The organism is Streptomyces sp. S.PB5 (assembly GCF_030403745.1).
Classification (GTDB): Bacteria; Actinomycetota; Actinomycetes; order Streptomycetales; family Streptomycetaceae; genus Streptomyces.
On sequence record NZ_JAQMWP010000012.1, the window covers coordinates 106,481 to 130,854 of the forward strand.

The 24,374-nt window shown below is 70.4% G+C and carries 23 protein-coding genes and 1 pseudogene; 9 read left to right on the forward strand and 15 right to left on the reverse strand.

What is annotated here, in order from left to right:
• The 5 genes from PH203_RS29875 to PH203_RS29895 all read right to left on the reverse strand — a co-directional run bounded on the left by PH203_RS29875 (position 1) and on the right by PH203_RS29895 (position 5,462).
• Positions 1-804 (reverse strand): GntR family transcriptional regulator, encoded by an 804-nt coding sequence (locus tag PH203_RS29875; RefSeq protein ID WP_289923787.1) that lies wholly within the window; start codon positions 802-804, stop codon positions 1-3.
• Positions 794-1,807, reverse strand: a complete 1,014-nt coding sequence (locus tag PH203_RS29880; RefSeq protein WP_289923788.1) for a phosphotransferase — start codon at positions 1,805-1,807, stop codon at positions 794-796. The genes PH203_RS29875 and PH203_RS29880 overlap by 11 nt, the downstream gene beginning before the upstream one ends.
• Positions 1,800-3,062: an aminotransferase class III-fold pyridoxal phosphate-dependent enzyme gene (locus tag PH203_RS29885; protein WP_289923789.1), complete on the reverse strand. Its 1,263-nt coding sequence runs from the start codon at positions 3,060-3,062 to the stop codon at positions 1,800-1,802. Before PH203_RS29885 ends, PH203_RS29880 begins: the two co-directional genes overlap by 8 nt.
• Positions 3,063-3,262: 200 nt before the next feature.
• Positions 3,263-4,399 (reverse strand): acyl-CoA desaturase, encoded by a 1,137-nt coding sequence (locus PH203_RS29890; protein ID WP_289923791.1) that lies wholly within the window; start codon positions 4,397-4,399, stop codon positions 3,263-3,265.
• 7 nt (positions 4,400-4,406) lie between these two features.
• Entirely contained in the window at positions 4,407-5,462 is a 1,056-nt protein-coding gene (locus PH203_RS29895) for a ferredoxin reductase (RefSeq protein WP_289923793.1), read from the reverse strand.
• 87 nt (positions 5,463-5,549) lie between these two features.
• Here PH203_RS29895 and PH203_RS29900 point away from each other — a divergent pair, with 87 nt between their 5' ends.
• A complete protein-coding gene (locus tag PH203_RS29900) occupies positions 5,550-6,689 on the forward strand; it encodes a PucR family transcriptional regulator (protein ID WP_289923795.1) in 1,140 nt (379 codons plus the stop codon).
• A 39-nt stretch (positions 6,690-6,728) separates the two neighbouring features.
• On the opposite strand, the gene PH203_RS29905 is transcribed toward PH203_RS29900, so the two are convergent.
• Positions 6,729-7,604, reverse strand: coding sequence for a LysR family transcriptional regulator (locus PH203_RS29905; protein ID WP_289923797.1), 876 nt, complete (start codon positions 7,602-7,604; stop codon positions 6,729-6,731).
• Between the two features lie 123 nt (positions 7,605-7,727).
• Between PH203_RS29905 and PH203_RS29910 the strand changes: the two genes are divergently transcribed.
• Positions 7,728-8,726 carry an NADP-dependent oxidoreductase gene (locus PH203_RS29910; protein ID WP_289923798.1) on the forward strand — a complete coding sequence of 333 codons (999 nt, stop codon included), beginning with the start codon at positions 7,728-7,730 and terminating at the stop codon, positions 8,724-8,726.
• The gene (locus PH203_RS29915; protein ID WP_289923799.1) at positions 8,723-9,124 is read left to right on the forward strand and encodes a nuclear transport factor 2 family protein; all 402 of its coding nucleotides are present in this window, start codon (positions 8,723-8,725) and stop codon (positions 9,122-9,124) included. The genes PH203_RS29910 and PH203_RS29915 overlap by 4 nt, the downstream gene beginning before the upstream one ends.
• 62 nt (positions 9,125-9,186) lie before the next feature.
• Here the strand turns inward: PH203_RS29915 and PH203_RS29920 are convergent, their stop codons facing one another.
• The 4 genes from PH203_RS29920 to PH203_RS29935 form a co-directional block, all read right to left on the reverse strand.
• Positions 9,187-11,154, reverse strand: a complete 1,968-nt coding sequence (locus tag PH203_RS29920; protein ID WP_354671277.1) for a thioester reductase domain-containing protein — start codon at positions 11,152-11,154, stop codon at positions 9,187-9,189.
• 530 nt (positions 11,155-11,684) lie between these two features.
• Positions 11,685-12,215, reverse strand: a complete 531-nt coding sequence (locus PH203_RS29925; protein WP_289923801.1) for a GNAT family protein — start codon at positions 12,213-12,215, stop codon at positions 11,685-11,687.
• Between the two features lie 201 nt (positions 12,216-12,416).
• Positions 12,417-12,917, reverse strand: a complete 501-nt coding sequence (locus PH203_RS29930) for a GtrA family protein (RefSeq protein WP_289923802.1) — start codon at positions 12,915-12,917, stop codon at positions 12,417-12,419.
• A 25-nt stretch (positions 12,918-12,942) separates the two neighbouring features.
• Positions 12,943-13,617: a DUF4097 family beta strand repeat-containing protein gene (locus tag PH203_RS29935; protein WP_289923803.1), complete on the reverse strand. Its 675-nt coding sequence runs from the start codon at positions 13,615-13,617 to the stop codon at positions 12,943-12,945.
• Between the two features lie 53 nt (positions 13,618-13,670).
• Here PH203_RS29935 and PH203_RS29940 point away from each other — a divergent pair, with 53 nt between their 5' ends.
• Together PH203_RS29940 and PH203_RS29945 are read left to right on the forward strand one after the other, a co-directional pair.
• The gene (locus PH203_RS29940; protein WP_289923804.1) at positions 13,671-13,910 is read left to right on the forward strand and encodes a hypothetical protein; all 240 of its coding nucleotides are present in this window, start codon (positions 13,671-13,673) and stop codon (positions 13,908-13,910) included.
• 182 nt (positions 13,911-14,092) lie between these two features.
• Positions 14,093-14,812 carry a helix-turn-helix domain-containing protein gene (locus tag PH203_RS29945; protein ID WP_289923806.1) on the forward strand — a complete coding sequence of 240 codons (720 nt, stop codon included), beginning with the start codon at positions 14,093-14,095 and terminating at the stop codon, positions 14,810-14,812.
• Between the two features lie 517 nt (positions 14,813-15,329).
• Here PH203_RS29945 and PH203_RS29950 read toward each other — a convergent pair.
• Positions 15,330-15,662 (reverse strand): hypothetical protein, encoded by a 333-nt coding sequence (locus PH203_RS29950; RefSeq protein WP_289923807.1) that lies wholly within the window; start codon positions 15,660-15,662, stop codon positions 15,330-15,332.
• A gap of 204 nt (positions 15,663-15,866) precedes the next feature.
• A complete protein-coding gene (locus PH203_RS29955; protein WP_289923808.1) occupies positions 15,867-16,706 on the reverse strand; it encodes an SDR family oxidoreductase in 840 nt (279 codons plus the stop codon).
• A 162-nt stretch (positions 16,707-16,868) separates the two neighbouring features.
• Between PH203_RS29955 and PH203_RS29960 the strand changes: the two genes are divergently transcribed.
• Positions 16,869-17,744, forward strand: coding sequence for a helix-turn-helix transcriptional regulator (locus PH203_RS29960; RefSeq protein WP_289923809.1), 876 nt, complete (start codon positions 16,869-16,871; stop codon positions 17,742-17,744).
• Positions 17,745-17,874: 130 nt separating this feature from the next.
• On the opposite strand, the gene PH203_RS29965 is transcribed toward PH203_RS29960, so the two are convergent.
• From PH203_RS29965 to PH203_RS29975, 3 genes are all read right to left on the reverse strand, one after another.
• A complete protein-coding gene (locus tag PH203_RS29965; RefSeq protein WP_289923810.1) occupies positions 17,875-18,987 on the reverse strand; it encodes a DNA alkylation repair protein in 1,113 nt (370 codons plus the stop codon).
• A 269-nt stretch (positions 18,988-19,256) separates the two neighbouring features.
• A complete protein-coding gene (locus PH203_RS29970; protein ID WP_289923811.1) occupies positions 19,257-19,970 on the reverse strand; it encodes a TetR/AcrR family transcriptional regulator C-terminal domain-containing protein in 714 nt (237 codons plus the stop codon).
• 52 nt (positions 19,971-20,022) lie between these two features.
• A complete protein-coding gene (locus PH203_RS29975; RefSeq protein ID WP_289923812.1) occupies positions 20,023-21,639 on the reverse strand; it encodes a gamma-glutamyltransferase in 1,617 nt (538 codons plus the stop codon).
• Positions 21,640-21,820: 181 nt separating this feature from the next.
• On the opposite strand from PH203_RS29975, the gene PH203_RS29980 reads away from it, so the two are divergent.
• The 3 genes and pseudogenes from PH203_RS29980 (at position 21,821) to PH203_RS29990 (ending at position 24,335) form a co-directional block, all read left to right on the forward strand.
• Positions 21,821-22,693 carry an ABC transporter substrate-binding protein gene (locus PH203_RS29980; RefSeq protein WP_289923813.1) on the forward strand — a complete coding sequence of 291 codons (873 nt, stop codon included), beginning with the start codon at positions 21,821-21,823 and terminating at the stop codon, positions 22,691-22,693.
• 31 nt (positions 22,694-22,724) lie between these two features.
• Positions 22,725-23,570, forward strand: a complete 846-nt coding sequence (locus PH203_RS29985) for an amino acid ABC transporter permease (protein ID WP_289923814.1) — start codon at positions 22,725-22,727, stop codon at positions 23,568-23,570.
• A gap of 75 nt (positions 23,571-23,645) precedes the next feature.
• Positions 23,646-24,335 (forward strand): annotated as a pseudogene (locus PH203_RS29990) (ATP-binding cassette domain-containing protein).
• Positions 24,336-24,374 lie beyond the last annotated feature (39 nt).

Below are 24,374 nucleotides of genomic sequence, written 5' to 3' on the forward strand. Positions count from 1 at the left end.
TCAGGGGCTGCCTTTCAAGGTCGAGGAGACGTGGAGTTCGGTGCGGTCGGCCCGGAAGAGGTCGTAGGAGAACTCCAGGGGCTCGCCGTACTGGTCGTGGGACGTGCGGGTGACCGCGAGCAGGGGCTGGCCGACCGATACGTCGAGGTGGTGCGTGTGGTGGCTCTCGGCGAGCCGGACGCGGATGCGCTCGGAGACCTCGCAGGCCGTGACGCCGTAGACGTCGCGGAAGACCTGTGACAGGGAGCCGGTCAGGTCCTGCTCCAGGAGGCCGGGAAAGCGTGCCGCCGAGACGAACAGCCGCTCCCACGACAGCGGCACCCCGTCCGCGAACCGCACCCGCTCGATCGCCACCGTCTGCGCCCCTGCCCGCAGACCGAGCCCGGCACAGACCTCCCGGTCGCCCCGCCGCAGCCCCGTGGACACGACCCTGGTCGCCTCGGCGAAGTCCTGGTGCCGCAGGAGCGCGGGGACGTTCACGTCGACGCCCGGCTGCCGCGCCACCACCCGGTCGCGGCCGCTCGCGAGCCGACTCCAGCTGTAGACGGGCCAGTTGGGGTTGGGGCGCAGCGCGAAGGTCCCGCCGCCCTTCCCGCGCCGCCTGCGCACCTCGCCCTCCGCCTCCAGCCAGGCCAGCGCCCGCCGAACGGACTCCCGGCTGGCGCCGAAGACCTCCGACAGGGTCCGTTCGGGAGGCAGCCGGCCGCCCATGCGCACCTCGCCGCGCCCGATCATCGTCAGCACCCCCTCCGCGACCCGCCCGGCGGCCGGCCCGAGCGGGTCATGGGCCCGTTCAGTGCTCATGGCGTACGTCGGTGAGGTAGTCGTCGGCCAGGTAGCGGTGGGCGACCTCCACGGACTGCACTGCGAACGTCGGCCGGAGCGAGGCGGCGAAGGGCGCCTCCTGGCGCGCGTGGACCCAGGCGACCAGTGCCAGCCGGCGCAGCATCACCAGGGCGGGTATGGCCCGTACGTCCTCCTCCCGCAGCGGCCGGACCGACCGGTAGCCGCGCAGCCACGCGGCCACCCAGTCCGCCACCCGCGGTTCGTGCTCGACGAACGAGAGGGAGCACGCCAGGTCGTACAGGAACCAGCCGGTGCCGCAGTCGTCGAAGTCGATGAGGCGTACGGCGTCCGGTGCGACGAGGAGGTTCGCGGCGCGCAGGTCGCCGTGGATGAGCCCGAAGACGGTCTCGCTCCTGCCGTACGCGTCGAGTTCGCGGGTCAGCTTCTCCTCGGCCCGCGCGAGTACCTCGGCGCCACCAGGGGGCACATCGGGGCTGTCGCGCCAGTGTCCCCACAGCGAGGCCGCGCCGATCACGTCGTCGAGGTCCACGCCGGGCCGGGTGAAGGTGTCGGGCCGTCGCCACTCCATCGCGTGCTGGTGCAGGGCGGCGGTCTGCCGGCCGACGATCGTCATCACGTAGGCGAAGTCCGTGCTGTCGGGTTCGGCGCCGGGCACGAACTCGAAGAGCGCCGCATGCTGGACTGCGCCGTCCGCGCCGGGGAAGCTCGCCGCCGGCTCGCCCGACGGGGTCGGTATCACCGCGGGTGTGGCGACCGTTCCGTCGGCGCGCAGCCGCTCGGTCCACATCAGTTCGCTGCGGATCTGCGGGAGGGTTCGGAAGTCCGGCCGGTGCAGGCGCAGGACGAGGGGTTCCGGGGTGTCGGTGAAGGTGCACAGGTAGGTGGCGTTCTCGGACAGGCTCAGCAGCCGGGCGTCGGCCAGGGTGGCGGCCCGGCCGTACGCGCCGAGCGCGGCGGTGACCTGGCGGGCCCAGGGGAGGCCGGCGAGGGGGTCAGACATGGCTGGCCACCTTTCGTACGGCGTCCCGCAGCCGGACGAGGATCTCGGTCGTCTCCTGCTCGGTGAGCAGCAGGCCGGGCTTGAACTGGAGGACGGCCGGGTCGAGCGTGGAGAAGATCGCCCACACGCCCTGCCGGTAGAGCTCGACCATGACCGGCTTCGCTCCGAGGGCACCGAACTCCAAGCCGATGACCAGGCCCTTCTGCCGGATCCCGGTGAGCGTGCCGGGGACTTCGGCACGCAGGGCCGCGAGCCCCTCGGCGACCTGGTCGATGCGCCGGCGGACGTTGTCGCGGGTCTCGTCCCGCTGCGTGATCTCCAAAACCTTGGCGGCCACGGCACAGCCGAGTTCGGCGCCGCCGAAGGTCGCCATGTGGGCGAAGCCGTCGCGCTCCAGCCAGCCGCTCGCCGCCGGTCCGAGCAGGGCGGCGCTGACCGGGTAGAGGCCCCCGCCGAGGCCCTTGCCGCTCACCAGGACGTCCGGGGTGACACCCTCGCCGTACACCCCCCACAGCTCGCCGGTCCGGCCCAGGCCGGTCTGGACCTCGTCCGCGATGTAGAGGGTGCCGGTGGCCTCGCACGCCTGCTTGACGCCCGCCAGATAGCCGGGCTCGGGCATCGGGAAGCCGTACGTGGCCGGAACGGTCTCCATGATCACGGCGGCGGCGTCCTCGCCGGCGAGCGCCGCCCGCATCGCGTCGAGGTCGTTGAACGGCACCTGCACGAACTCGTCGGGGCTGTCCGACCGGAACAGCTGCGAGAACCGCGAGTCCCCGGTGGCGACGGCGAGCCCGGTGTGCCCGTGGTACGCCTTGACGACCGACACGATCTTCCGCCGCCCGGTGGCGTACCGCGCGCTCTTCAGCGCCACGTCGACCGCCTCGCCACCGCTGGATCCGAAGACGACCTTGTCCGCGCCGGGCGTCGCCTCGACGAGCCGCCGGGCGAGCGCGGCGCGGCCCGGGGTGGGGAAGTGGTGGTTGCCGATGTCGACGTGCCGGACCGCGTCGGTGAGCGTGTCCACCAGCTCGGGGTTGCGGTGCCCGAGGTTGTAGGTGCCGCCGTTGAGATGGACGTCGATCACCTCGTGCCCGTCGACGTCGGTCAGCCGGTACCCGGACCGGTCCCCGATGACGAGCGGTACGCCCTCGTCCTGCCAGAACGACGTCTTGTCCGGGTTCCAGTAGCGCCGGGCGTCGGCGAGCACCTCCGCCTTCGACGCGTACCCGTACATGGACAACTGCTCGACGCCCAACGCCCGACCTCCTCGCTGCTGCCGCGAGGAGTCCCCCCCCGGCGGCGGTTCCGTGAACGCCTTCACGGTCCGCCAGGGTGTTTGCGTCTCTGTGTGGTCGCTGGTGCGGGCGCGTAACGCTTGAGGTCCGGTTGTGGTCCGGTGGCTTTCACCTCGCGCGGGGAAAGAGGTCTCGCCGAACCCGGCCCTGCCCCTGCGGGTCAGGCCACGACGAGCTCCTTCTCGCGCTCCGGCGACTCGGCCTTGGGCGTCTTGTCCGGCGTGTTCGGCTTGTTCGGCAGCGACAGCCGGAAGACCTTGTGCCAGGCGGAGAACACCTGCTTGGGCAGCGGCCCGGTGACGTACTCCAGCTCGTACTTCTCGAACAGCGCGCGCACCTTCACCGCGACCTCGGCGTACCGGTTGCTCGGCAGGTCAGGGAAGAGGTGGTGCTCGATCTGGTGGGAGAGGTTGCCGGTCATGAAGTGCATGGCCTTGCTGCCGCTGATGTTGGCCGAGCCCATCATCTGGCGCAGGTACCACTGGCCGCGCGTCTCGCCCTTGATCGACCGGCGCTCGAAGACCTGTACGCCCTCGGGGAAGTGCCCGCACATGATCACCGAGTGGGACCAGAGGTTGCGGACCACGTTGGCGGTGAACGTGGCGGCGAGCGTGGGCAGGAAGGACGGGCCCGACAGCAGCGGGTGGATCACGTAGTCCTTGAGCACCTGCTTGCGGATCTTGCGGCCCACGGCCCTGGCCCGCGCACGGAAGTCCGGGTCCTTGCGGCGGCGCTTGCGGAGGTTCTTGCCGAGCTCCAGGTCGTAGGCGGCGATGCCGTACTCGAAGAAGCAGGCGTTGATGAAGTTCCACAGCGGCTGGCCGAGGTGGAAGGGGTACCACTTCTGGTCCTCGTCGACGCGCATGATGCCGTAGCCGAGGTCGTTGTCCTTGCCGATCACGTTGGTGTACGTGTGGTGCAGCTCGTTGTGGGAGTGCTTCCACTGGTCGGCCGGCGAGACGTGGTCCCACTCCCAGGTGGTGGAGTGGATCTTCGGGTCCCGCATCCAGTCCCACTGGCCGTGCAGGATGTTGTGGCCGATCTCCATGTTGTCCATGATCTTCGCCACGGACAGACCGGCGGTGCCGATCAGCCACGCGGGCGGGAAGATCGAGAACAGCAGCACGCCGCGGCTGGCCAGCTCGAGCTTGCGCTGCGCCGAGATGACCTTGCGGATGTAGGCGGCGTCTTTCTCGCCGCGGCTGGCGATCACCTCGTCGCGGATCGCGTCCAGCTCGCGGCCGAGCTCCTCGATCTGCTCTGCGGTCAGGTGGGCGGTGGGGTCGATGGCGGTCAAGGTGCTCCTACCGTTCGATGTCGCAGGGGCCCGCGGCGGCGGACACACAGGTCTGGATGAGGACGCCCGGCTCGGCCTCGGTGATCTCGCCGGTGCGCAGGTCGCGGACGGCGCCGGCCTTGAGCGGGCTGACACAGCCGAAGCAGATGCCCATACGGCACCCGGAGGGCATGAGCACGCCGGCCTCCTCGCCGACGTCCAGCAGCGGTGTGGCGCCGTCCGCGTCGACGGTCTTGCCGGTGGCGCTGAACGTGACCTCGCCGCCGTCGCCGGCGACGACGATGCTCGGGCGGAAGCGTTCGGTGTGCAGGCGCTCCGGGACGCCGTGGTCGCTCCAGTGCTTCTCGGCGGCGTCGAGCAGGCCCGCGGGCCCGCAGGCCCAGGTCTCGCGCTCGGCCCAGTCGGGCACGAGTTCGTCGAGACGGGCGATGTCGAGCACGCCGTCCGTGTCGGTGTGCACCTCGGTGAGTCGCAGCTTCTCGTCCGCGGCCAGAGCGTGCAGTTCGCGGCGGAAGATCACGTCGTGCGGCTGTGGTGCGCAGTGGACCATGACGACGTCGTCGAACTCGGTGTCGCGCAGCATGCCCATCACCGGCGTGATGCCGCTGCCGGCCGTCAGATAGAGCACCTTGGCGGGCTTGGCCCGCGGCAGCACGAAGTCACCGGTGGCCTGGTCGAGCTGGATCAGCGTGCCCGGTTCCGCCTTGCGGACCAGATGGTTGCTGACCTTGCCGTCCGGGATCGCCTTCACGGTGATCGTGACGCGGCCGTCCGGACGGTCTGTGGGCGAGGTGATGGAGTAGGCGCGCCACAGGCGCACCCCGTCGACGTCGATCCCGATCCGTACGTACTGGCCGGCCGTGTGGCCCCGCCAGCCCCGTCCCGGTCTGATCACGATGGTCGCGGCGTCACTCGTCTCGGGGTGCACGGCCTCGATGCGCCCGCGCAGGTCGGCGCCGGCACGCAGCGGGCTGACCAGGTCGAGATAGTCCGACGGCAGCAGCGGCGTCGTGACCATCTCCAGTAGTTTCCACGCCCTGCTGCGGAGGGCTGTACTCGTCATGGTTCCAGCTTGCTGTGCTTCACGGGGTAAAGTCCTGACCGCAACATGTGAATCTGGTTGGCCAAATTGTTCGCAGGGAACAAAAACGTGAGTCAAGCAGTCAGGAGGGCCAGCGAACTGGCCCTGGATGAGACGACGGTCACCGCACTGCGGGCCGCACTGAGGACCACGGCCGACGAGGTCGTCCAGGCGATCATCGACGAGGTACCTCCCTACGCCAACGCCCTCTCGGGCCGCATGGGAGGCACCATCCGCCGGGCCGTCCGCACCGCCCTGGGGAACTACCTGGACCTCGCCAGCGGGATCGCCACAGGCGGCGACGGCGGCGACGCGGCCTACGAGCTGGGCCGCGGCGAGGTCCGCGACGGACGCTCGATGGACGCACTGCTCAGCGCCTACCGTGTCGGCGCCCGCGTCGCCTGGCGCTGCCTGGCAGAAGGCGCCGTATCGGCAGGTCTGCCCGCCGCGGAGGTCGCCAACTTCGCCGAGCTGACCTTCGCCTACATCGACGAACTCTCCGCCGCGAGCGCCGCGGGCCATGCCGACGAACTCGCCGCCCGGGGCCGGGAACACGAGCGCCATCTGGAACACCTGGCCCGCGATCTGCTCGCCGGCGCGACCCCGGACGTGCTGCTGGCCTCCGCCCAGCGGGCCGGGTGGCAGCCCCCGATGTCGCTCACCGCGGTCCTGCTGCCCGCCGCCCAGGCCCGGCCCGCCTACCGCGAACTCGACCCCAGCACACTCGTCCTCGACGATCTGCCGGACGCCACCGGCGTGCTCCTCGTCTCCGACGCCGACCGGCCACATCTCCTGCGGCAGTTGACCGAACGCGCCGCCGTCGTCGGCCCGGCCCGGCCATGGACCCGGGCGTCCGCCTCGTACGCACGAGCCGTACGCGCGCGTCTGCTCTCCGCCGATGTCCGCGACACCGAGGACCACCTGCCCGAACTGGTGCTCAGCGCCGACGCGGACGCCTTCGCCGACCTGCGTGCCCGGGCCCTCGCACCGTTGCGGACCCTGCCCGCCGCGACCGCACGGCGACTGGAGGAGACGCTGCGGGCATGGCTGCTGCACCAGGGCAGACGGGACGAGGTGGCGGCGGCGCTGTTCGTCCACCCCCAGACCGTCCGCTACCGGATGGCGCAGCTGCGGGAGCTGTTCCCGGATCTCGCGTCGCCGGACCGGGTCCTCGAACTCACGCTGGCGGTCGGCATGCGGACCGGCTGACGCGTACGCCGGACCCGGTGATCGCCCGGAAGGGGCCGGTCAGGACGCCGACGCGGCCAGCATGGCCCGAGCGGCCCGCCGGAGATTTCCGATCATCGGATTCGGGTCGTTCCTACGGCCGGCCAGGACTACCTGGCTCGGGGGAGCGTCCTCGATCGGGATGGCGAGGAGGTCGGAGCGCAGGGAGCTGCGCCGGTCGCCGGCCGGCAGTACGGCGATCGCTTTGCCGCTCGCGACGAGTTCGAGCTTGTCCTCGTAGCTCTCGACCGGCGGCACGCCGGTGCCGAGGATCCGGTACGAGGTCCAGTCCGCGGTCTCGAACGCGCACGGTACGGGCTCCTCGCCCGCGAGCTCGTGCGCGGTCACCGACGAGCGGCCGGCCAGGGGATGGTCGCGCGGGACCACGAGGTTGCGGGGTTCCTCGTACAGCGGGGTGGTGACGATGTCGTCGTCGGCGAGAGGCAGCGGCGCGCGGGCGATGAGGACATCGACACGTCTGTCGGCCAGCGCCCCGACATCGCGGCAGCTCAGATGCCGGGTGGAGATCTCGGCACGGGGATGGCGACGGCGTAGTTCCTGCACGGCGGCGGTGATCACCAGGTCCTCGACGTAGCCGATGGTGATGCGCTCGCTCTCGGCTTGCTCGCGTACGGCCAGCTCGGCCTGGCGGGCGGCCCGCAGCAGCTCCTGGGCCTGAGGAAGGAAGGTCTCGCCGGCCGCGGTGAGCCGCGCGCCCTGCGGAGTGCGGTCCAGCAGCCGTGTGCCGAGATATTTCTCCAGGCGCTGGATCTGACGGCTCAGCGCCGGCTGGGCCACATGCAGGTCGGCGGCGGCCCGGCCGAAGTGCTGGTGCGCCGCCACCACCGTGAAGTAGCGCACCAGCCGCAGTTCCAGGTCCTGTCCGAGATCGTTCACCCTTGCAGGGTACGCGTCATGCCGTTTCGGAATGATCGCGTTGCCGGACAGGTCTTGGACGGCCCGCCCGCCCCGGGCTTTGACTCAAGGGAGCAGTGTTTCCCCGAGAAAGCGACAGGCGTGATGAAGGCGATCCAGTTCCACGAAGCGGGCGGGCCGGAAGTTCTGCGGTACGAGGAGGTGCCGCATCCCGGGATCGGCCCGGGCGAGGTGCTCGTCCAGGTGCACGCCGTGGGCGTCAACCCGCCGGACTGGTACCTGCGGGAGGGGATGAAGGTGATGCCGCCCGAGATGAGGCCGGCGCTCGAGTTCCCCCTGACCCCTGGAACGGACATGTCGGGCGTGGTCCAGGCGGTCGCCCCGGATGTGCGGGAGTTCGCCGTCGGCGACGAGGTCTTCGGCATGCTGCGGTTTCCCGGCTTCGACGGCCGGACGTACGCCCAGTACGTGGCCGCACCGGCGCGCGACCTGGCCCACAAGCCGGCCGGCGTCGACCATGTGCAGGCGGCCGGGGCGCCGATGGCCGTGCTCACGGCCTGGCAGTACCTGATCGAACTCGGCCACGACGTGCCGTCTCCCTTCACCGGCCGCGTGCACCGGCCGGTGCCGCTCACGCCGGGTATGACCGTGCTGGTCAACGGGGCCGCCGGTGGAGTGGGCCACTTCGCGGTGCAACTCGCGAAATGGAAGGGCGCACACGTCATCGCCGTGGCCTCCACCCGGCACGAGGAGTTCCTGCGCAAGCTCGGCGCCGATGAGTTCATCGACTACACGACGACACGAGTCGCGGACGTGGTCAGCGGCGTCGACCTGGTCATCGACACCGTCGGCGGCCCGGACAGCGCACGCCTGCTGACCGTGCTCAACCGCGGAGGCACCATGCTTCCGGTGTTCTTCGCCGAGTACGACCCGGAAGTGACGGAGCGTCTGGACATCACCGTCTCCAACATTCAGGTGCGTTCCAACGGCGCCCAACTCGCCGAGATCGGGCGCCTCTTCGACAAGGGCGAACTCCAGGTCGGCGTGGACAGCACCTACCCCCTCTCCGAAGCGGCCGGCGCCCACGCACGAGCCGCGCAGGGCCACATCCAGGGCAAGATCGTCCTGACGGTGGCCCCGTGAGCGCCGAACTCCGGCAGACGGTGGCGATCTACGCCCACGCCCTGGACGAACTGAACGTGCCCGCGCTGGAAACGGTCCTGACCGAGGACACCACCTGGACCTTCACGATGCCCGGAAAGCCGACGCTCGGCCCGGTCACCGGACGCGTGGCGGTACTCGACTTCATCCGTGCCGGACATGCGGCCCGGACCGGAAGAGTGCGCCACCACCTGGGCAACGTCGTGGTCACGACGACGGACGCCGCCACCGCCGAAGCGCGGGCCTATCTGCTGCAGACGACGAACACCGGCGAGCACATCCAGATGGTCTCGACCGGCGTCTACACGTTCGGCCTGCGACGGTCCGACGGCAGGTGGCGGATCGCCGAACTCGCCCTGGCGCTGGACAACGCCCTATAGAGCGCGCCGGGCGGTGCGCGGCTTTTCGCCTCTGACGGGGCACGCCGCGCCCTGCCCGCCCGTCAGCTGAACTCGCCGGCATCCCGAAGCCGCTGCCAGAAGCGGTGCATCAGGGTTTCGTCGATGTCAGGGATGTGCACGCCGAGGTGCTGGAGGGTGTGCAGGGTGCGGTCGTTGCGGTAGCTGTCGACGGCACGGTCCGTGACATCCGTAGGGGACGCGGTGTCCGCGGTGTTGTGCGGGTCTTCGACGGTCTGCTGGAACACGTCCAGATAGGGCAGGAACGGCAGCTCGTGCCCGGCCTCGCCGGCCTGCCGCAGGCGCTCCAGCCACGGGCCGAGCCCGACCGGCTGCGACCTGGTTCCGCGCAGCTCGTCGAGGACCCGCAGGAAGGCCCCTGGTCCGGTCTGACGGGGGTGGTGCAGGTGGTACACGGTCGCCGGCTCCGGGTGCGCGGTGTCGTCGGCCCGGGCGAGGGCGACCAGGGCGCGGGCGGTGACATCGGCGGGCAGCAGGTCGGCCTGCAGGGCGGGTTCGTACGGATGGCAGCCCAGTGCGGCGCAGGTGAGCAGGAGGCGGCAGAACATGTCGTCGGTGTTGACGGCGCCGTGCTGCGACTCGGCCCAGATCCGGCCGAGTCGGTACACGCGTGCGCGGGCGCCGCGGGCGATGGCGTGCTGGACCATGAGGTCGGCCACCCACTTGCTCGCCAGATAGCCGTCGGCGGCCATGTGCCGGGCGTCCTGCACGGGGGAGGCCTCGGTGACCTGCCGGCCGACCGCGGCGCTGCCGAAGACGCCGAGGGTGGAGAGGTGGTGGAAGCGCTTGGGCCGGCCCTCGGCCGCAAGCCGCAGCAGCGTCCGGGTGCCTTCCACGTTGGCCGCCTTCAAACGCCCGTACGCCGACAGATGGTGCACATACGCGCCCGCGTGGACGATCGTGTCCAGCTCCTCGCGCAGCCCGCTCCAGCGAGCCGCGTCGATGCCCAGGCCGTCGTGCGCGAGGTCCCCGGGGACGGGGTGCACGCGTGCGGAGTGGGTCTTCAGGTCGATGCCGTAGGAGTCGAGTACGGCGTTGAGGCGGGCGCGTGCGGCCTGTTCCGTGGCGGCGCGCACCAGGCAGTGCACCTGCGCGTCGCTCTGTGCGAGCAGCTCCCGTAAGAGAAACGCTCCGACGAATCCGGTGGCGCCGGTGAGCAGCACCTGCCGCATCGGCGCGCCGAAACCCGCGGCCTCGCGGAAACGATGGCCCGGATCCAGCCGCGCCTCGGAGGCCGGCACCAGGGCGGCGGAGGCGGACGCACGGCCCGCCGAACCGGCCGTGACGAGCCGGGCGAGGTCACCCGGCCGCGGAGCGGTGAGAACGTCGCGCACCGCGATCCGCACATCGAGTTCGGCGTGTATGCGGGCCAGGAGCCGGACGGTCAGCAGTGAATGACCGCCCAGGGCGAAGAAGTCGTCGTCGACACCGACCCGCTCCACGTCCAGGACCTCCGCGAACAGCGCACACAGCGTCCGCTCGTACGGTGTGCGCGGCGCCCGGTGTTCAGCGGTGCTGACGCTGGAGGGCGGCGCGGGCAGCGCGGCACGGTCCAGTTTGCCGTTGGGGGTCAGCGGAAGCCGGTCCAGGACCACGACGGCCGAGGGCACCATGTAGGCGGGCAACCGCGCCGCCACGAACGCCCGCACGGCCGAGGCCTCGACGGCGTCCCCCGTCACATAGCCCACCAGCTGCTTCCCGGCGGCTGTGTCGCGCGAGGTCACCACGGCGCGGGCCACGCCGGGATGAGCGGCGAGATGGGACTCCACCTCCGCGGGCTCGACACGGAAACCACGGATCTTGATCTGGGCGTCGGCGCGCCCTGCGTACTGCAGCTGCCCGTCCTCGTTCCGGCGGGCGAGGTCGCCGGTGCGGTACATGCGGGAGCCGGGCGGTCCGTACGGGTCGGCGACGAACCGCTCGGCGGTCAGAGCCGCCTGCCCTACATAGCCGCGGGCGATCGGGCCGGCGACGTACAACTCACCGGTCACGCCTGGGAGGACGGGGCTCAGCCAAGGGGTGAGGACGTAGATGCGCAGAGTCGGCAGTGGGGTGCCGATGGGTGCGCTGTCGGCATGCGTTCCCGGAACACCGTACGAATGCAATGAGACCATCCCCCTGATCACCGGTCCGTTGTGGTCTGTGCCGGCGCGGGGGAATCGGCGGCTTGGTCGGAGCGCCCTGCGCCCGCGCGCTGCGAGAGCGGTGAACGACCTGCTCTCCCAAGGCAGTTAACGGACCCGGGCCCCGTGATGTCCAGGCCGGGCAACGGCAGCCCACCACGACCCCGCGCGGGTGTTTCACGTGGTCGGCGCCCGCCCGTTGTGCCGGTGAGGCGACGGCGGCGGGCGGTGGTGGCGAGGGGCGGACGGGGAGAGTATGTGGTGCCGGTCGAGCATTCGGCGTGACGAAAGTCCTGTGAGAGCCAACTGGCCTTGTAGGCCTGCTCCGTACGGGATCAAGGCCCGGCACCGTGGGATGGACAGCAACGGTTGGGGGGCCTCCCGTCGCGGAAGCGGGTTCACGACTGGTCGGTGATCTCGGCCCGCAGTACCGAGTACATGACCATGTCCCGCCAGGCGCCGCCGCGGAAGCAGGCCCCGCGGATGGTGCCCTCACGGGTGAAGCCGGCCCGCTCGAGGGCCTTCTGCTCGGCGGTGTTGACCGCTTCCGTGCTTGCCTCGACGCGATTGACCTGGGTGTGCGCGAACAGGTACTCGGCGAGGAGCCGCTGGGCGCGTGCGCCGTACCCCTTGCCCCGCTCGGCGGTCAGGAGCGCGATACCGATGTTCCAGCACGGTGACGCCGGCCCTTGCAGCACCTGCCGCCACTGCACTTCGCCGAGGAACCGGTCGTCGGTGTCGTGGACGATCGCCAGGCGCCCGCCCTGGGCCGTGAGAAAGCCGTGCTCGGCCCACTGCCGGCGCAGCTGCCCCGGATTGCGATGACCGAAGAACCCGAGCTCCCCGGCCTCGGCCGGGTCCTCGTGGAGACGCTCAAGCGGATCGAGATCCTTCTCGGCTATGGGACGCAGACGAACATGCTCAGACATGACGATCAGCCTAGGTCGTACGGACGTCTCTGCTCCGGCACGAGCCCGGCGTCCCCTGCAGTCGTACGAGGTACGCCGCACCCTCCCCGGACACCCTGCCGACGACGGCTGTACGCCCCCGCATCGTGAGGGCTTCCGCAGTGCCGGCTCCCTGGTGTGAGGGTGGCGCGGCGCCGCCGGACGCCTGGCGGGGGCGGGGGTTCACGCGGCGATGGTGAGGGGGGAGGGGGTGCGCTGCGGTACGTGGCGCGGTGTGTCGCGGTTGTGCCGGGTGGCGAAGGTGTGGAGGCGCAGGAGGAGGAAGCGTGCGGTGCCGGCGAGGCCGGAGGCGGTGAGGTAGACGATCTGTTCGGTCAGCAGGCCGGGGGAGGGCTGTAGCAGGTGCAGGACGGACACGGCGATGCTGGTGGCGAGGTACCCGGCGGCCGCCGAGCCGGCGGACTGCCAGTGCTCGCGCCAGTGGGCGCTGCGCTTCTTGTCGAAGGTGTAGCGGGCGTGGAGTTCGGTGCACAGCAGCGTGGAGACGACGGTGATGACCGCGTTGGCCACCGCCCAGGGCAGGGCTGTGGCCAGCAGCGGGACGGCGAGGCTGGACAGGACTCCGATGCCGCCGCCGAGGACGACGAACTTCAGGAAGGAGGCGAGGGGGCCGGGGCCGGCCGAAGTCGCCACCTGGGGCGTGGATGCGAGTGGCGACTTCATGGCGGTGTCCTTCCTTCGGGGTGGGTCAGAGGCTGCGGGCGGTGATGTCGCCGTAGGCGGTGGTGGCGTGGATGTCGAGCCGGGCGGCGGAACCCTCGCTGTTCTTGAGCGAGTTGTGGGTGCGGTCGTGGCTGGTGCCGGCGTCGAGGGTGGCGGCGGTGCCGGGGGCGGCGTCGACGGTGATGTTGCCCTGCTGGGTGCGGAGGGTGAGGGTGCCGCGCACGCCCTCGGTGACGGTCAGGTCGCCTTTGTGGGTGGTGAGTTCGGCGTCGCCGTCGAGGCGGCCGAGGGTGATGTCTCCGGCCTGCAGGGTGAGGCGGGCGCCGGCGGTCTGGTCGAGGTGGACGGTGCCTTGGGCGCCTTCGAAGACGACGTCGCCGAGGCGGCCCTTGCTCTGGAGGGTGCCGCTGGCGGTCTTGGCCTGGATGCGGGAGCCGGCGGGCAGTTGCACGGTGACCGCGACGGTGCCGGAGTCGCCCAGCAGGCGGTTCTTGGCGGCCGGGGCGGAGATGCGCAGGACGCCGTCGGCGTGGTGGGTGACCTCGATCTGCTCGGCGGCCTGGACGTCGCGGCTCTTGGCGGCGTCGGCGGGGAGGACCTCGACGGTGGTGTCGGTGCGGTCGGAGGCGATGAGGCGGATGTCCGCGGCGGCGAGGTCGAGGTGGGCGGAGATGGCGGCGGGGGTGTCGAACTTCTGCATGGCGGTTTCCTTCGAATCGTTGTTTCCGATGGGTGAAACGCTACGTTGCATTCATGGATCTGACAACGAGTTTGTTGCGCGATATCGCAATCACTGCAGGTAGAGACGGAGAAATCGTTGCAATGGGTCGACATCTAATGCAACAGTCCGACGAAAATGCGTTGCAATGGATGGAGGTTAATGCTCCGCCGGAGGTGTACGGCTGGGGTGCGGCGCACAAGGTGCAGGCGGTCAGGCTGCCGCAGGCCCGGGCGGCCATTTCCGACGCCAGAAACGCTACGTTGCGTTCGTGAGGTGAATGGCGCCAACGCCGCGTCAAACCTGGATAACAGCAGCTCAGTAAGGCGATGGCGCCGCGGTGGACCTGAATCCAACGCAACGACCTCTCGCCCCATCCGTTGCAATGAATCGGAGACGGAAGCTAGGGTGAGGACGCGGGGCACCACGACATGACCGAGCGCGAGGGAGACCCGACATGCCGGGAGGCAGACTCACCCAGGCCGAACGCCAGCAGATCGCACTGGGCCTGGCCGACGGCCTCGCCTACGCGGAGATCGCCCGGCGCCTGGACCGCCCGACGTCGACCATCACAAGAGAAGTGATGCGCAACGGCGGCCCCACCAGCTACCGCGCCGACCTCGCCCACAGGGCCACCGAACACCGCGCACACCGCCGCAAGAGCCCCGCACCCCGCAGCGCCCGCACCCCGCTGCCGGCCCACGGACGCGACCCGGAAGCGGTCCGCGCCTACGAAGAGACCTTCACCACCGTCATGATGGCCTCCGGCATGCCCGCGATGATGGCCCGGGTGATGGCCTGCCTCACCCTGACCGACACCGGCAGCCTGACCGCCTCCGAACTCGTCCAGCACCTCGAGGTCAGCCCCGCGTCGGTCTCCAAGGCCATCACCTTCCTGGAGAGCCAGGGCCTGGTCCGCCGCGAACGCGACGAGGGCCGCCGCGAACGCTACGTCGTCGACGACGACGTCTGGTACCAGTCGATGATGGCCAGCGCCCGCTCCATCGCCCAGCTCGTCGAGATCGCCCGCCAGGGTGTCGGCGTCCTGGGCCCCGAGACCCCGGCCGCCGCCCGCCTGGAGAACATCGCCCGCTTCCTGGACTTCGTCTCCGAAAGCACCGCCCGCGCCGCGGAACAGGCCCGCGAAATCCTCTACACCAAACCCGAAACCTCCTGAACTTCTGCGCCGGACCTGGGCGCACCGTGCTGCATCCATCGCAGGCATCGCAGGCGAATTCGGCGGCGGCGGAATGATGGCCGGATCGGCGTGGGGGTGCCGGTTCGAGGCGGTTGAGATGTCACTGCGTCCACGCCTGCCGGGCGGGGCACCGGTCCGGACCGCCCAGGTGGTCCGGCTGGCTTCTCCTACGGGCTGTCTGCGCATGCGGATACGAGAGGCCCTCGGGCCGCCGTTTGCCGACAAGGGCTTCGTCGCCGCAACTCAAGGAGCACCTGCGCCAGGCCGCTCGTTCTGCCGATAGCGGCCGCCGCGCCGCAGGCCGGGCAGCCGGAAGCCGGAAGCCGACCAGGCTCATCGGAAATGTGGACCCGGAGAGTCGAGCGCGGACGTCCGGAACGGACGCGCCCGCCGCGCATGGTCGGTGTGCTCAGCGCCCACGAACTGCGCACGCTGTCACCGGAGATACTCCAAGGCATGTGGGCGCTCCTCGTGCCCGGCAAGTCCGGCCTGATCCTCACAGGCCAGAGCGGGAAGCCGGGGGAGTCTTTGGAACGACCGGCCCGTTCTCCACGCCATCAGCAGGGACCGCCGACGTCCACCATTCGATCACCCGAACGGCCATGGCATCCGGCCGCAGCCCCAGCGGGTCGAGACCGAAGTGATCTTCCATCTCGTGCCGCAGAAACTGACAGATCTCGGATCGGTCGGCGCCGGCACGTAGCCGCTTCAACAGAGGAGTGAGCATGCAGTCGTATTCGTCCTGCACTTCGTCAGCGATGCCTATCGGATCCCACTCATTGAGCAGATGCCGCAGGCCGTCCTCGGCGACGGTCTTCCGGGGGCTCATCACCCCAGCCTGCCATTCCCGAGCGGCTGCAGGCCGAGGCCGTCGTGCATGTTGGCTCCGGAGATGCCCAGGGACATCGGCGCACCGATCCGGTCGGTGATATGTGTCGCGCGATATCTCGCTGGAACCGACGGACCGCGACTGGTGATGAGCGGTCGATGACGGATGCCCTTAGCGGCGGCTGGCTGTTCAGCAAACCAAAGGTCAGGCACCGTCGGTAATGTCAGTCAGGCCTGCCGTGTCGCGCTGGGACTCGACCTCGGCCAGCCGCTCGGACAGAGCCGCTTGAAGAAAACGGTAGGAGTCACTTCCCAGGACCAGTCGCAGTGGGGCAGGGGTCTGCTCCACGCTGTCGATGATGCGAGTGGCCATCGCTGCCGGGTCACCAAGAGAAGGCCGACTCCGGTCCTGTGCTGCACGGGTCATGGCGGCCGGTGTGTCGTCATACTCCGACAGCGGGGTCGCCATCTGAAGGCTGCCGTAGCGGAACTCGGTGCGCGCGCCTCCGGGCTCGACGATGGTGACGCCGATGCCGAACGGAGCGACGTCCTTGGCTGTGGATTCCATGAATCCCTCGATGCCCCACTTGCTGGCGTGGTAGATGCAGGCGCCGGGGTTGGTGGCCTGGCCGCCGTAGGTGGAGATCTGGATGATCCGTCCTCCGCCCTGCTCCCGCAGGTGCGGCAGTGCAGCCCGGGTGACCTGGATCGAACCGATCAGATTGGTGTTGAGGATGCCGAGGATCTGCTCGTCGGTGACCTCCTCGGCCGCGCCGAACAGGCCGTAACCCGCGTTGTTGACCACCACGTCGATCCGCCCCAGCTCGGTGAACGCGCGATCGACGACCTCCTTGACGGCGGGGGTGTCGGTGACGTCGAGGGATGCCACCCAGAACGTATCGCCGTACCTGGCCACAAGGTCGTCCACGGATCCAGGCCGACGGATCGTGCCGGCCACCTTGTGACCCTTCTCGAGCAGGTGCTCGGTCATGTGCCGACCGAAGCCGCTGTTGACGCCGGTGATGAACCAGGTGCGCTGTGTCATGGCGTATTCCTTGCCGGGGGAAGAGGAATTCCTGCGCGCCCCGGTGTTCCCGAGGCCTCGTTCTCGACCCTGCGCCTACAGCGTGTGGCCTGGCAGTGCCCCCGTGTTCCAGGTAGTGACAGGGCCCCCGCAGCCGGAGAAGCGGCGCGTTACCGTCGGAGCATGGACACCGCAGACGGCCGCAATGCCCTTGGCGAGTTCCTGCGTGCCCGTCGCGAACTCGTCCGGCCGGAGGAAGTGGGGCTTCCTGCCGCAGGGATCCGACGGGTGCCCGGCCTGCGCCGGGAGGAGGTCGCGATGCTCGCCGGCATCAGCGCCGACTACTATCTCCGCCTGGAGCGCGGCCGCGATCGCAACCCGTCGGTTCAGGTACTTGACGCCCTCGCGGAGGTACTGCAGCTCGACGCGGACAGCGCCGCTCACATGGTCGAGCTTGCCCGGCCCAAGTCCCGCCGCACGCAGCCCCCGCCTCGCACCGAGCGTGTGCCCGACGGTATCGCGATGCTGCTGGACACGTTCGCCGTGCCCGCCTTTGTGCAGAACCGGTGCACGGATGTGCTCGCCGCCAACCGCCTGGCCGTCGCCCTGTCGCCGCACATGGCGCCGGGTGTGAACCGTCTGCGGGCCCTGTTCACCGACCCCCTGGCACAACAGCTGCACATGGACTGGGAGCAGGGCACGGCGGGCGTGGTTGCGCAGCTGCGCGCCGCAGCCGGCGCCGAGACGGACGACCCGCGCCTGACTCAGCTTGTGGGCGAGCTGAGCCTGAGAAGCGAGCGTTTTCGACGCCTGTGGGCCCGCCACGACATCCGCCGTTGGGAGGGAGCCACCACCCGCCTGCGCCATCCACAGGTGGGCGAGCTGCATCTGCGCCGCGAGAAGCTGGCCATCACCGGCTCCGACGGGCTGCTCCTCGTCGTCCACCACGCGGAACCCGGCACGCCCTCCGCTACTGCACTCGCCCTGCTCGGCTCCCTGTCTGCCACTGAACAAGAGGTCACAGGGGCACCCCACACAGGAAGCGGCCCGGGCCGCTGATACTGGCCCGGCATGGCCGGGACAGTGCGGTGTCGTCGCCGACCGAGTGGCAGCCATGGCACTCGAAGAGGGACGGGGGCAGTGCCGTGATCACGGCAGGTCATGCCACGGCGGACCAGAGCGCTTGGAGTCAGGGCGTGTCCGTGGCTGTCAGGACGAAGTCCGCACGGGCTGATTCGACTCCGTTGATCTGCAGAGAGATCGCGTGAGTTCCGGGGTGGTAGCGGCGGGTTGTGATCGGCCGGAACGAGTGCTCCCGCGCCACCTGGATCTGTTCGCCCGGTGCGAGGGTGCGGGTGGTGAGTTTGAAGGTCTTGCCGGTCTGGCCGCCGTTGGCCTTGCGGTGGTGCACGATGTAGTCGATGGCCAGTCGTGTCTCGGTGTCACGGGTGTTGCGGATGGAGGCGGTGAAGCGGACGCTCCCGCCGAGCGGGACGGTGGTGTGGTCCAGGTGAGGTCCGTCGACCTCCACCGTCGCGGGGGCGAAGCCGAGCAGGTCCAGGGCTTTGGGGTGGCCGCGTTTGACGAGGGTGCGCAGCCCGTGGCGCACGAGGCGTTCGGTGGCCGCGTCGGATGCGTCCAGCCAGCGGCGGGCGGTGTCCACGACGAGGTCGGGATGGTCCCGGCTGAGGTCGTTGAGATGGTTGGCGACCGAGCGGCGCACGTAGTCGCTCTCGTCGCGGTAGAGCGCGTCCAGGATGGGCACGGTCGCTCCGGGACGGGCCTGGATGTCCGGCACCCGTACCGCCCAGGGAAGGTAGGGGCGGGTCCCCTCGGAGGCGAGCCTGCGCACGTGCGCGTCGGCCGAGCCGGTCCAGTCGCTGATGATGTCCAGGGCTCGGTCGAGGTCGTGCCGCAGCAGCGTCCTGATGGCGAACTCTGAGGTGAGACGGCCGGTGAGGTCGGCGAGGAGCGCCATCGCATCGTCGAAGGCTGCGGTGGTGTCCTCCTGGACCGCGCGGGTGGCGATCGCGCTGGTGACCGGCCAGATCAGCCATCCGGTGAAGTCCGCGGTGCTGTCCCGGGCGGTGCGTACGGTCCGGGCCAACGCGGCGTAGTCGCCGGGCAGGTCCGCCAGCAGGGCATCGCGCAGCAGGTCGGCGCGTTCCCGGAGGGACAGCGGGGTGATCTGGTGTGGCGCTGCGCGCAGGGACGTGAGGTCGGCGTCCGGGGCGGCGGTCTCAACGGCGCGTAGAAGGCTTTCGACGGCGCGGCGGCCGATGAGTTCGTCGGCGGATGGCATGCGGTCTCTTCCGTCATGTGAGGTGGTGCAGCACGGTGGTGAGCTGCCAGCTGACGCTACTGCGGCCGATCGTGGCCTGCACGGGCTTGTCGGCTGTCTCGCCGGTGATATCGGCGCCACGGCCCCCGCGCTCGTGGACGAGCGAGCCGCTCCGGCATGGGAGCGGGGGCGGTCGTTCTCGGCCGGTGCGCCACGGGCGGCAGGCCGTTTGAGGTGTGTGACTCCCTGTGCCGTCGTGACCGCGGCGTAACGGCCGGGCGCCCTACGGCTCAGGTGCGGCGGGCCTCATGCTCCGTCCTCGCCCGGACCGTGTCGATGACCGCCTGGACGGCCGTGACGAAGTTCTGAGGGTCGTCCAGGCTCACGAAACGGGGCGCGACCCGCGCGATGTTGGGGTATTTGTCCGGCGGCAGCGTGAGGTAGTCCGTCTTCCAGGCGCGCAGGTCGGCGTCCCGGAGTTCTGGGGACAGCGCGGCCAGGCTCGCGTCCATGGCGCTGTAGGCCAGTACCAGGTCGGCGAAGACCCGGTAGTAGCGGGCGGCTTCGGTGTCGTCGAGGCCGGCCCGGCGCATGCAGTCGAGTTTGCGTTCCACGGACCGGAACTCGTTCTCCCGCCGGGCGGTGCGCGCGGCGGCCAGGGCCCCTACCCGGGGATGGCGGAGAAACGCCTCGTGGGTGTGGATCGCGATCTGCATGAGGTCGTGGGCCCAGTCGTCCGTGGGCGGCGGGATGTCGGCGAGTGCCTCCTCGTGCAGGGCGTCGATGAGTGCCAGCAGGAGTTCGTCCTTGTTGCGGAAGTGCCGGTAGATCGCCGTCGGATGGGCGGACAGCTCGCGGCCGAGGGCCTGGAACGTCAGCTTCTCCATCCCGGAGGAGTCCGCGACCCGGAAGGCGGCCTGGATGATCAGCTCCTGGCTCAGGGTGCCCCGCGGCAGGCGGTTCCGGCTCGCCCTCCTGGGCGTCCTGGCACTGCTGTCGGTCATGCTTCCTTCCCCACGTCGATCGCTCCCATGATCGTGTACCCGGGCCATGGTGTCAGCCGGCCACCGCCGAACCGTCCGCGCGCGGATCGGTGGCCGCCGCCAGGTGTGGCCTGCCGTCCCCGGTTACACGCCGGACCAGCTGGCCGTGGCCCACCCCGTCGTCGTTCGCGCCGAGCGACCCGACGGTGAAGCCCGCCCCCTCGATCGCGTGGACGCCGGCGACAGGGACGTCCCGCTCGGTGCTGACGACGCCCGCGCCGGTCGTCACCCCCGCCTCCATGGCCCCGAGGACCCAGCGTGGCACCGACACGGCGTGTTCGGGAGCGGAACCGGCGGCGAGGTGCAGGGCCATGTGGGTGTGCACCTGGGGTTGCGCGCGTCCGCCCATGGCGCCGTGCGCGCCGACGAGTTCGCCCCCTTCGCGGACCAGGACCGGCATGAGCGTGTGCAGCGGCCGCTTCCCGCCGGCCAGGCGGTTGGGCGAGGCGGGGTCGAGGGAGAACGAGGCGCCCCGGTTGTGCAGGACGATCCCGGTGCCGGGGTCGAGCACGGCGGCGCCGAAACTGTGGAAGACGCTCTGGATCAGGGAGACCCAGGTGCCGTCCGCATCGGCCACCACCACCGCGACGGTGTCACCGGTCGCCTTGCGCCGGGCGAGCAGGTCGACAGCCGTGCCTGCCAGGGCGTGTTCGGCGATGTGCCGCGCGTACGCGTCGGACAGCAGATGCTCGACCGGGGCCTCGCTCCACTCCGGATCGGCGCAGTGGCGGTCGCGGTCCCCGGCGGTCCAGGCGAGCACCGAGGCGACCAGGCCGGCCTCGCGGCCCAGCGGGTCGAGCGGCCCCCGGGCGGCGCGGGCCACGTCGAGTGCCTTGAGGCCCTGGAGGAAGTACAGGCCCTGGGAGTTGGCTCCGGCCGACAGGTACTCGACTCCGTCGTACTGTGCGGCGAGTGCGGGGGAGAGCTCCACGGTGTGTGCGGCGAAATCCTCGTCCGTCATCGCGGAGCCCTGTGAGGCGAGCAGCTTCACCAGGCTCGCGCCGACCTCTCCGCCGTACATCGCGGCGGGGCCCTCCGAGCCGATCAGGGCCAGGGAGCGGGCGAGGTGGGGCTGGCACAGCGTCTGTCCGGCCGTGAGGACCTCGCCGTCGGCGAAGAACACGCCCCGCATGCCGGGGTCACGCGCCAAGCGGGCGCTCTCGCGGGCGAGATCGTGGGCGAGTCCGGGGGCCACGGGCACCCCGTCGCGGGCGGCGGCCTCGGCGGGTGCGAGCGCGGAGGCGAGCGAGCGGGTGCCCCACATGTCGGCGAGGGTGGCCCATCCGCCGACCGCGCCGGGGACCGTGACCGGCAGGGCGCCGAGCACGGGCATCAGATCGTGCGCGGCGGTCAGCGACTCCACGTCGACCGCGCGTGGGGAGCGGCCGCTGGCGTTGACACAGCGGACGTCGCCGTCGGGGGTGCCCACCAGGGCCAGCAGGTCGCCGCCGACGGAGCACTGGTTGGGGTAGACCACCGTCAGCATGGCGGCGGCGGCGAGCGCCGCGTCGACCGCGTTCCCGCCCTCGCGGAGTACGTCGGCAGCGGCCTCGCCGGCCGCGGCGTGCGGGGTCGCGACGGCCCAGCGCTCGCCACTCGCGGCAAGCTGACGTTCGGTGAATGCGGACATCGTTTCCTTTCCGACTGCACCGGGCCACTGGTGAACAGGCCTCATTGACGGCCGCGTTACACGGAACTTCTTGACACTTCAAGAGCGGCGGGCCTAGCTTCCCTGGCATAGTCAACGTCATCGACTATGGCATTGACTTATATCACCCTGCAACAGCGCAATTCCCTAAAGGGGTTCGGAAATGGCCTGGTCGCCCGCCTTCTCCCGCCGATCGATATCCGTACTGGCAGGGACCACCGCCGTGGCCGCCCTGGCCCTCACCGGATGCTCCGCGGACTCCGGTAGCGCCGACGCCGCCCCGGCCGCCGCGTCGGTCAAACTGCCGACAGGCGCGCTCATGAAAGAGGGTCACATCACCTACTGCGCCGACATCAGCGCGCCGCCGCTGAGCTATTACGACGCCTCGCAGAAGGCGGTGGGCGCCGAGATCGAGCTCGGCGACGCGCTGGCCGCCCAGCTCGGGGTCCGGGCGGACTGGGCCAACACCAGCTTCAGCGGGATCATCCCGGCGCTGCAGGCCAAGCAGTGCGACGCGATCGTCAGCCAGCTCTACATCAAGCCCGAGCGGGAGAAGGTCGTCGACTTCGTCCCGTACATGTACGCCGCCAACACCCTCGTCGTGGCCGCCGGGAACGCCGACAAGATCAAGGGCCCGGACGACCTGTGCGGCAGGAAAGCGGCCGGGCAGACGGGCACGACCGCCGCCCAGTACCTCGCCGACCAGTCCGCGAAGTGCGAGGCGGCCGGAAAGGGGAAGATCGACATCCGGCTGTTCACCAAGGACAGCGACGCTCTTCAGCAGCTGCGGCTGGGACTGGTCGACGTCTACAGCTCGACGCTGGAGACCGCCGCCTACGTGCAGAAGCAGCAGCCCGGGGCATTCGCCCTGGTCGGTCGGCCGTTCAACCGCATCAAGGTGGGAGCCGCGACCCGCAAGGGCGACACGGCCCTGCACGACGGGCTCGTCAAGGCGCTGGCCGCGGTACGCAAGAGCGGCACGTACGACGAGATCCTCAAGAAGTGGAACCTGACCGGCGACAGCATCGCCGACTGACGTCGCGGCAGGCGTGCAGAGAGAGACCCACGTGACCCACGCACCCGTGCTCGCCGACGCAAGTCAGCCGGTCGGTTTCGACTGGCCGTTCTTCTGGCACTACCTGACCTCGCCGGCCGGCGTGTTCCTCGAAGGACTCTGGCGCACCGTCTACATCTCCGTCGTGGCCCAACTCCTCGGCGTGCTCCTGGGGTTCGCCCTCGCGCTGGCCCAGCGCAGCCGCTTCGCCCCGCTGCGCTGGGGCTCGGGGACCTACGTCTGGCTGGTCCGCGGCACGCCCCTGCTCGTCCAGCTCGTCCTCGTCTACAACGGCCTCGCCGCAGCGGGCGTCTACCGCTTCGGCGACCTCCAGGTCGGCGGGCTCGTGCTCCTCGGCGTCGTACAGGCCGCCATCCTGACGCTGGCCCTGAACGAGGCTGCGTACATGGCCGAGATCTTCCGCGCGGCCCTCGACGCCATCGATCCCGGGCAGGCGGAGGCGGCACAGGCGCTGGGCATGACCCCGGCGATGACGATGCGGGTCGTGTTGCTGCCGCAGGCGATCCGGATCGTCGTTCCGCCACTGGGCAACGAGTTCAACCTGATGATGAAGTCGACGTCCATCCTGTCGGTCATCGGCCTGCAGGAGATGTTCCTGACCGCGCAGTCCATCAACTCGGCGACCTTCAAGACCTTCGAGATCTTCCTCGTCGTCGCCTGCTACTACCTCGCGCTGACGACGGTGTGGTCGTTCGTCCAGCGGTTCATCGAGCGCCGGCTCGCGGAACCCGGACCCGTCATCGAGACCCCGTCGCTGCGGGAGCGGCTCGCCGGCGGCGGGCTGCGCCGCACCGCCGTCCGCGAGGACACCACGCTCGCGGGCAAGGAGACACACTGACATGGACCCCCTCACGAAACACGACGGAAGCCCCAGGGCCACGCGTCCGCCGAAGCGGCCGATCCGTCGGCGGTGATGTCCGCCCGCGGGGTGGTCAAGCGCTTCGGCGACGCCCAGGTGCTGAACGGCATCTCCATGGACGTCCGGGCCCGCGAGATCGACGTGATGGTCAGCCGGTGGCCGCTCGGCGGTGGAGGAACGGCCGACGGTAGTGGCTGAACGCCGCCGCAACATCGGCTTCGTCTTCCAGCGCATCCATCCCTTCCCCCATCTGACCGCGCTCGACAACGTGGCCGCCGCGCCCACGAAGGTCCTCGGCATGCCGAAAGCCGCAGCCAGGTAGCAGGTGCAGGCGCTCCTCGCACGCGTGGGGCTGGAGCACAAGGTGCCGTCGCTCCCGTCGGCACTCCCCCTCCGGCGGCCTGCAGTTGGGGGTCCCCCTGGCCCTTAAGGGCCAGGGGGAGCGTCGCCATCGCCCGTGCCCTCGCCATGAAGCCGGAGCTGATGCTCTTCGACGAACCGACGAGCGCCCTCGGCCCCGAGATGGTCGGCGAGGTCATCGCCGTGATGAAGGAACGCGTCGACGACGGCATGACGGTGATCGTCGTCACCCACGAGATGGGGTTCGCCCGCTCGGCCGCGGACCGGCTGGTCATGTTCGACCAGGGCACCGTCCTGGAGGAAGGCCCTCCCGAGAAGTTCATGACCGACCCCGCCCACGAACGCACACGCGCCTTTCTGCGCCGTATCAACGAGAGCGGCTGAGCACGCGCGGCGCGGACACCGGTGCCGGGGTTGCGTGCC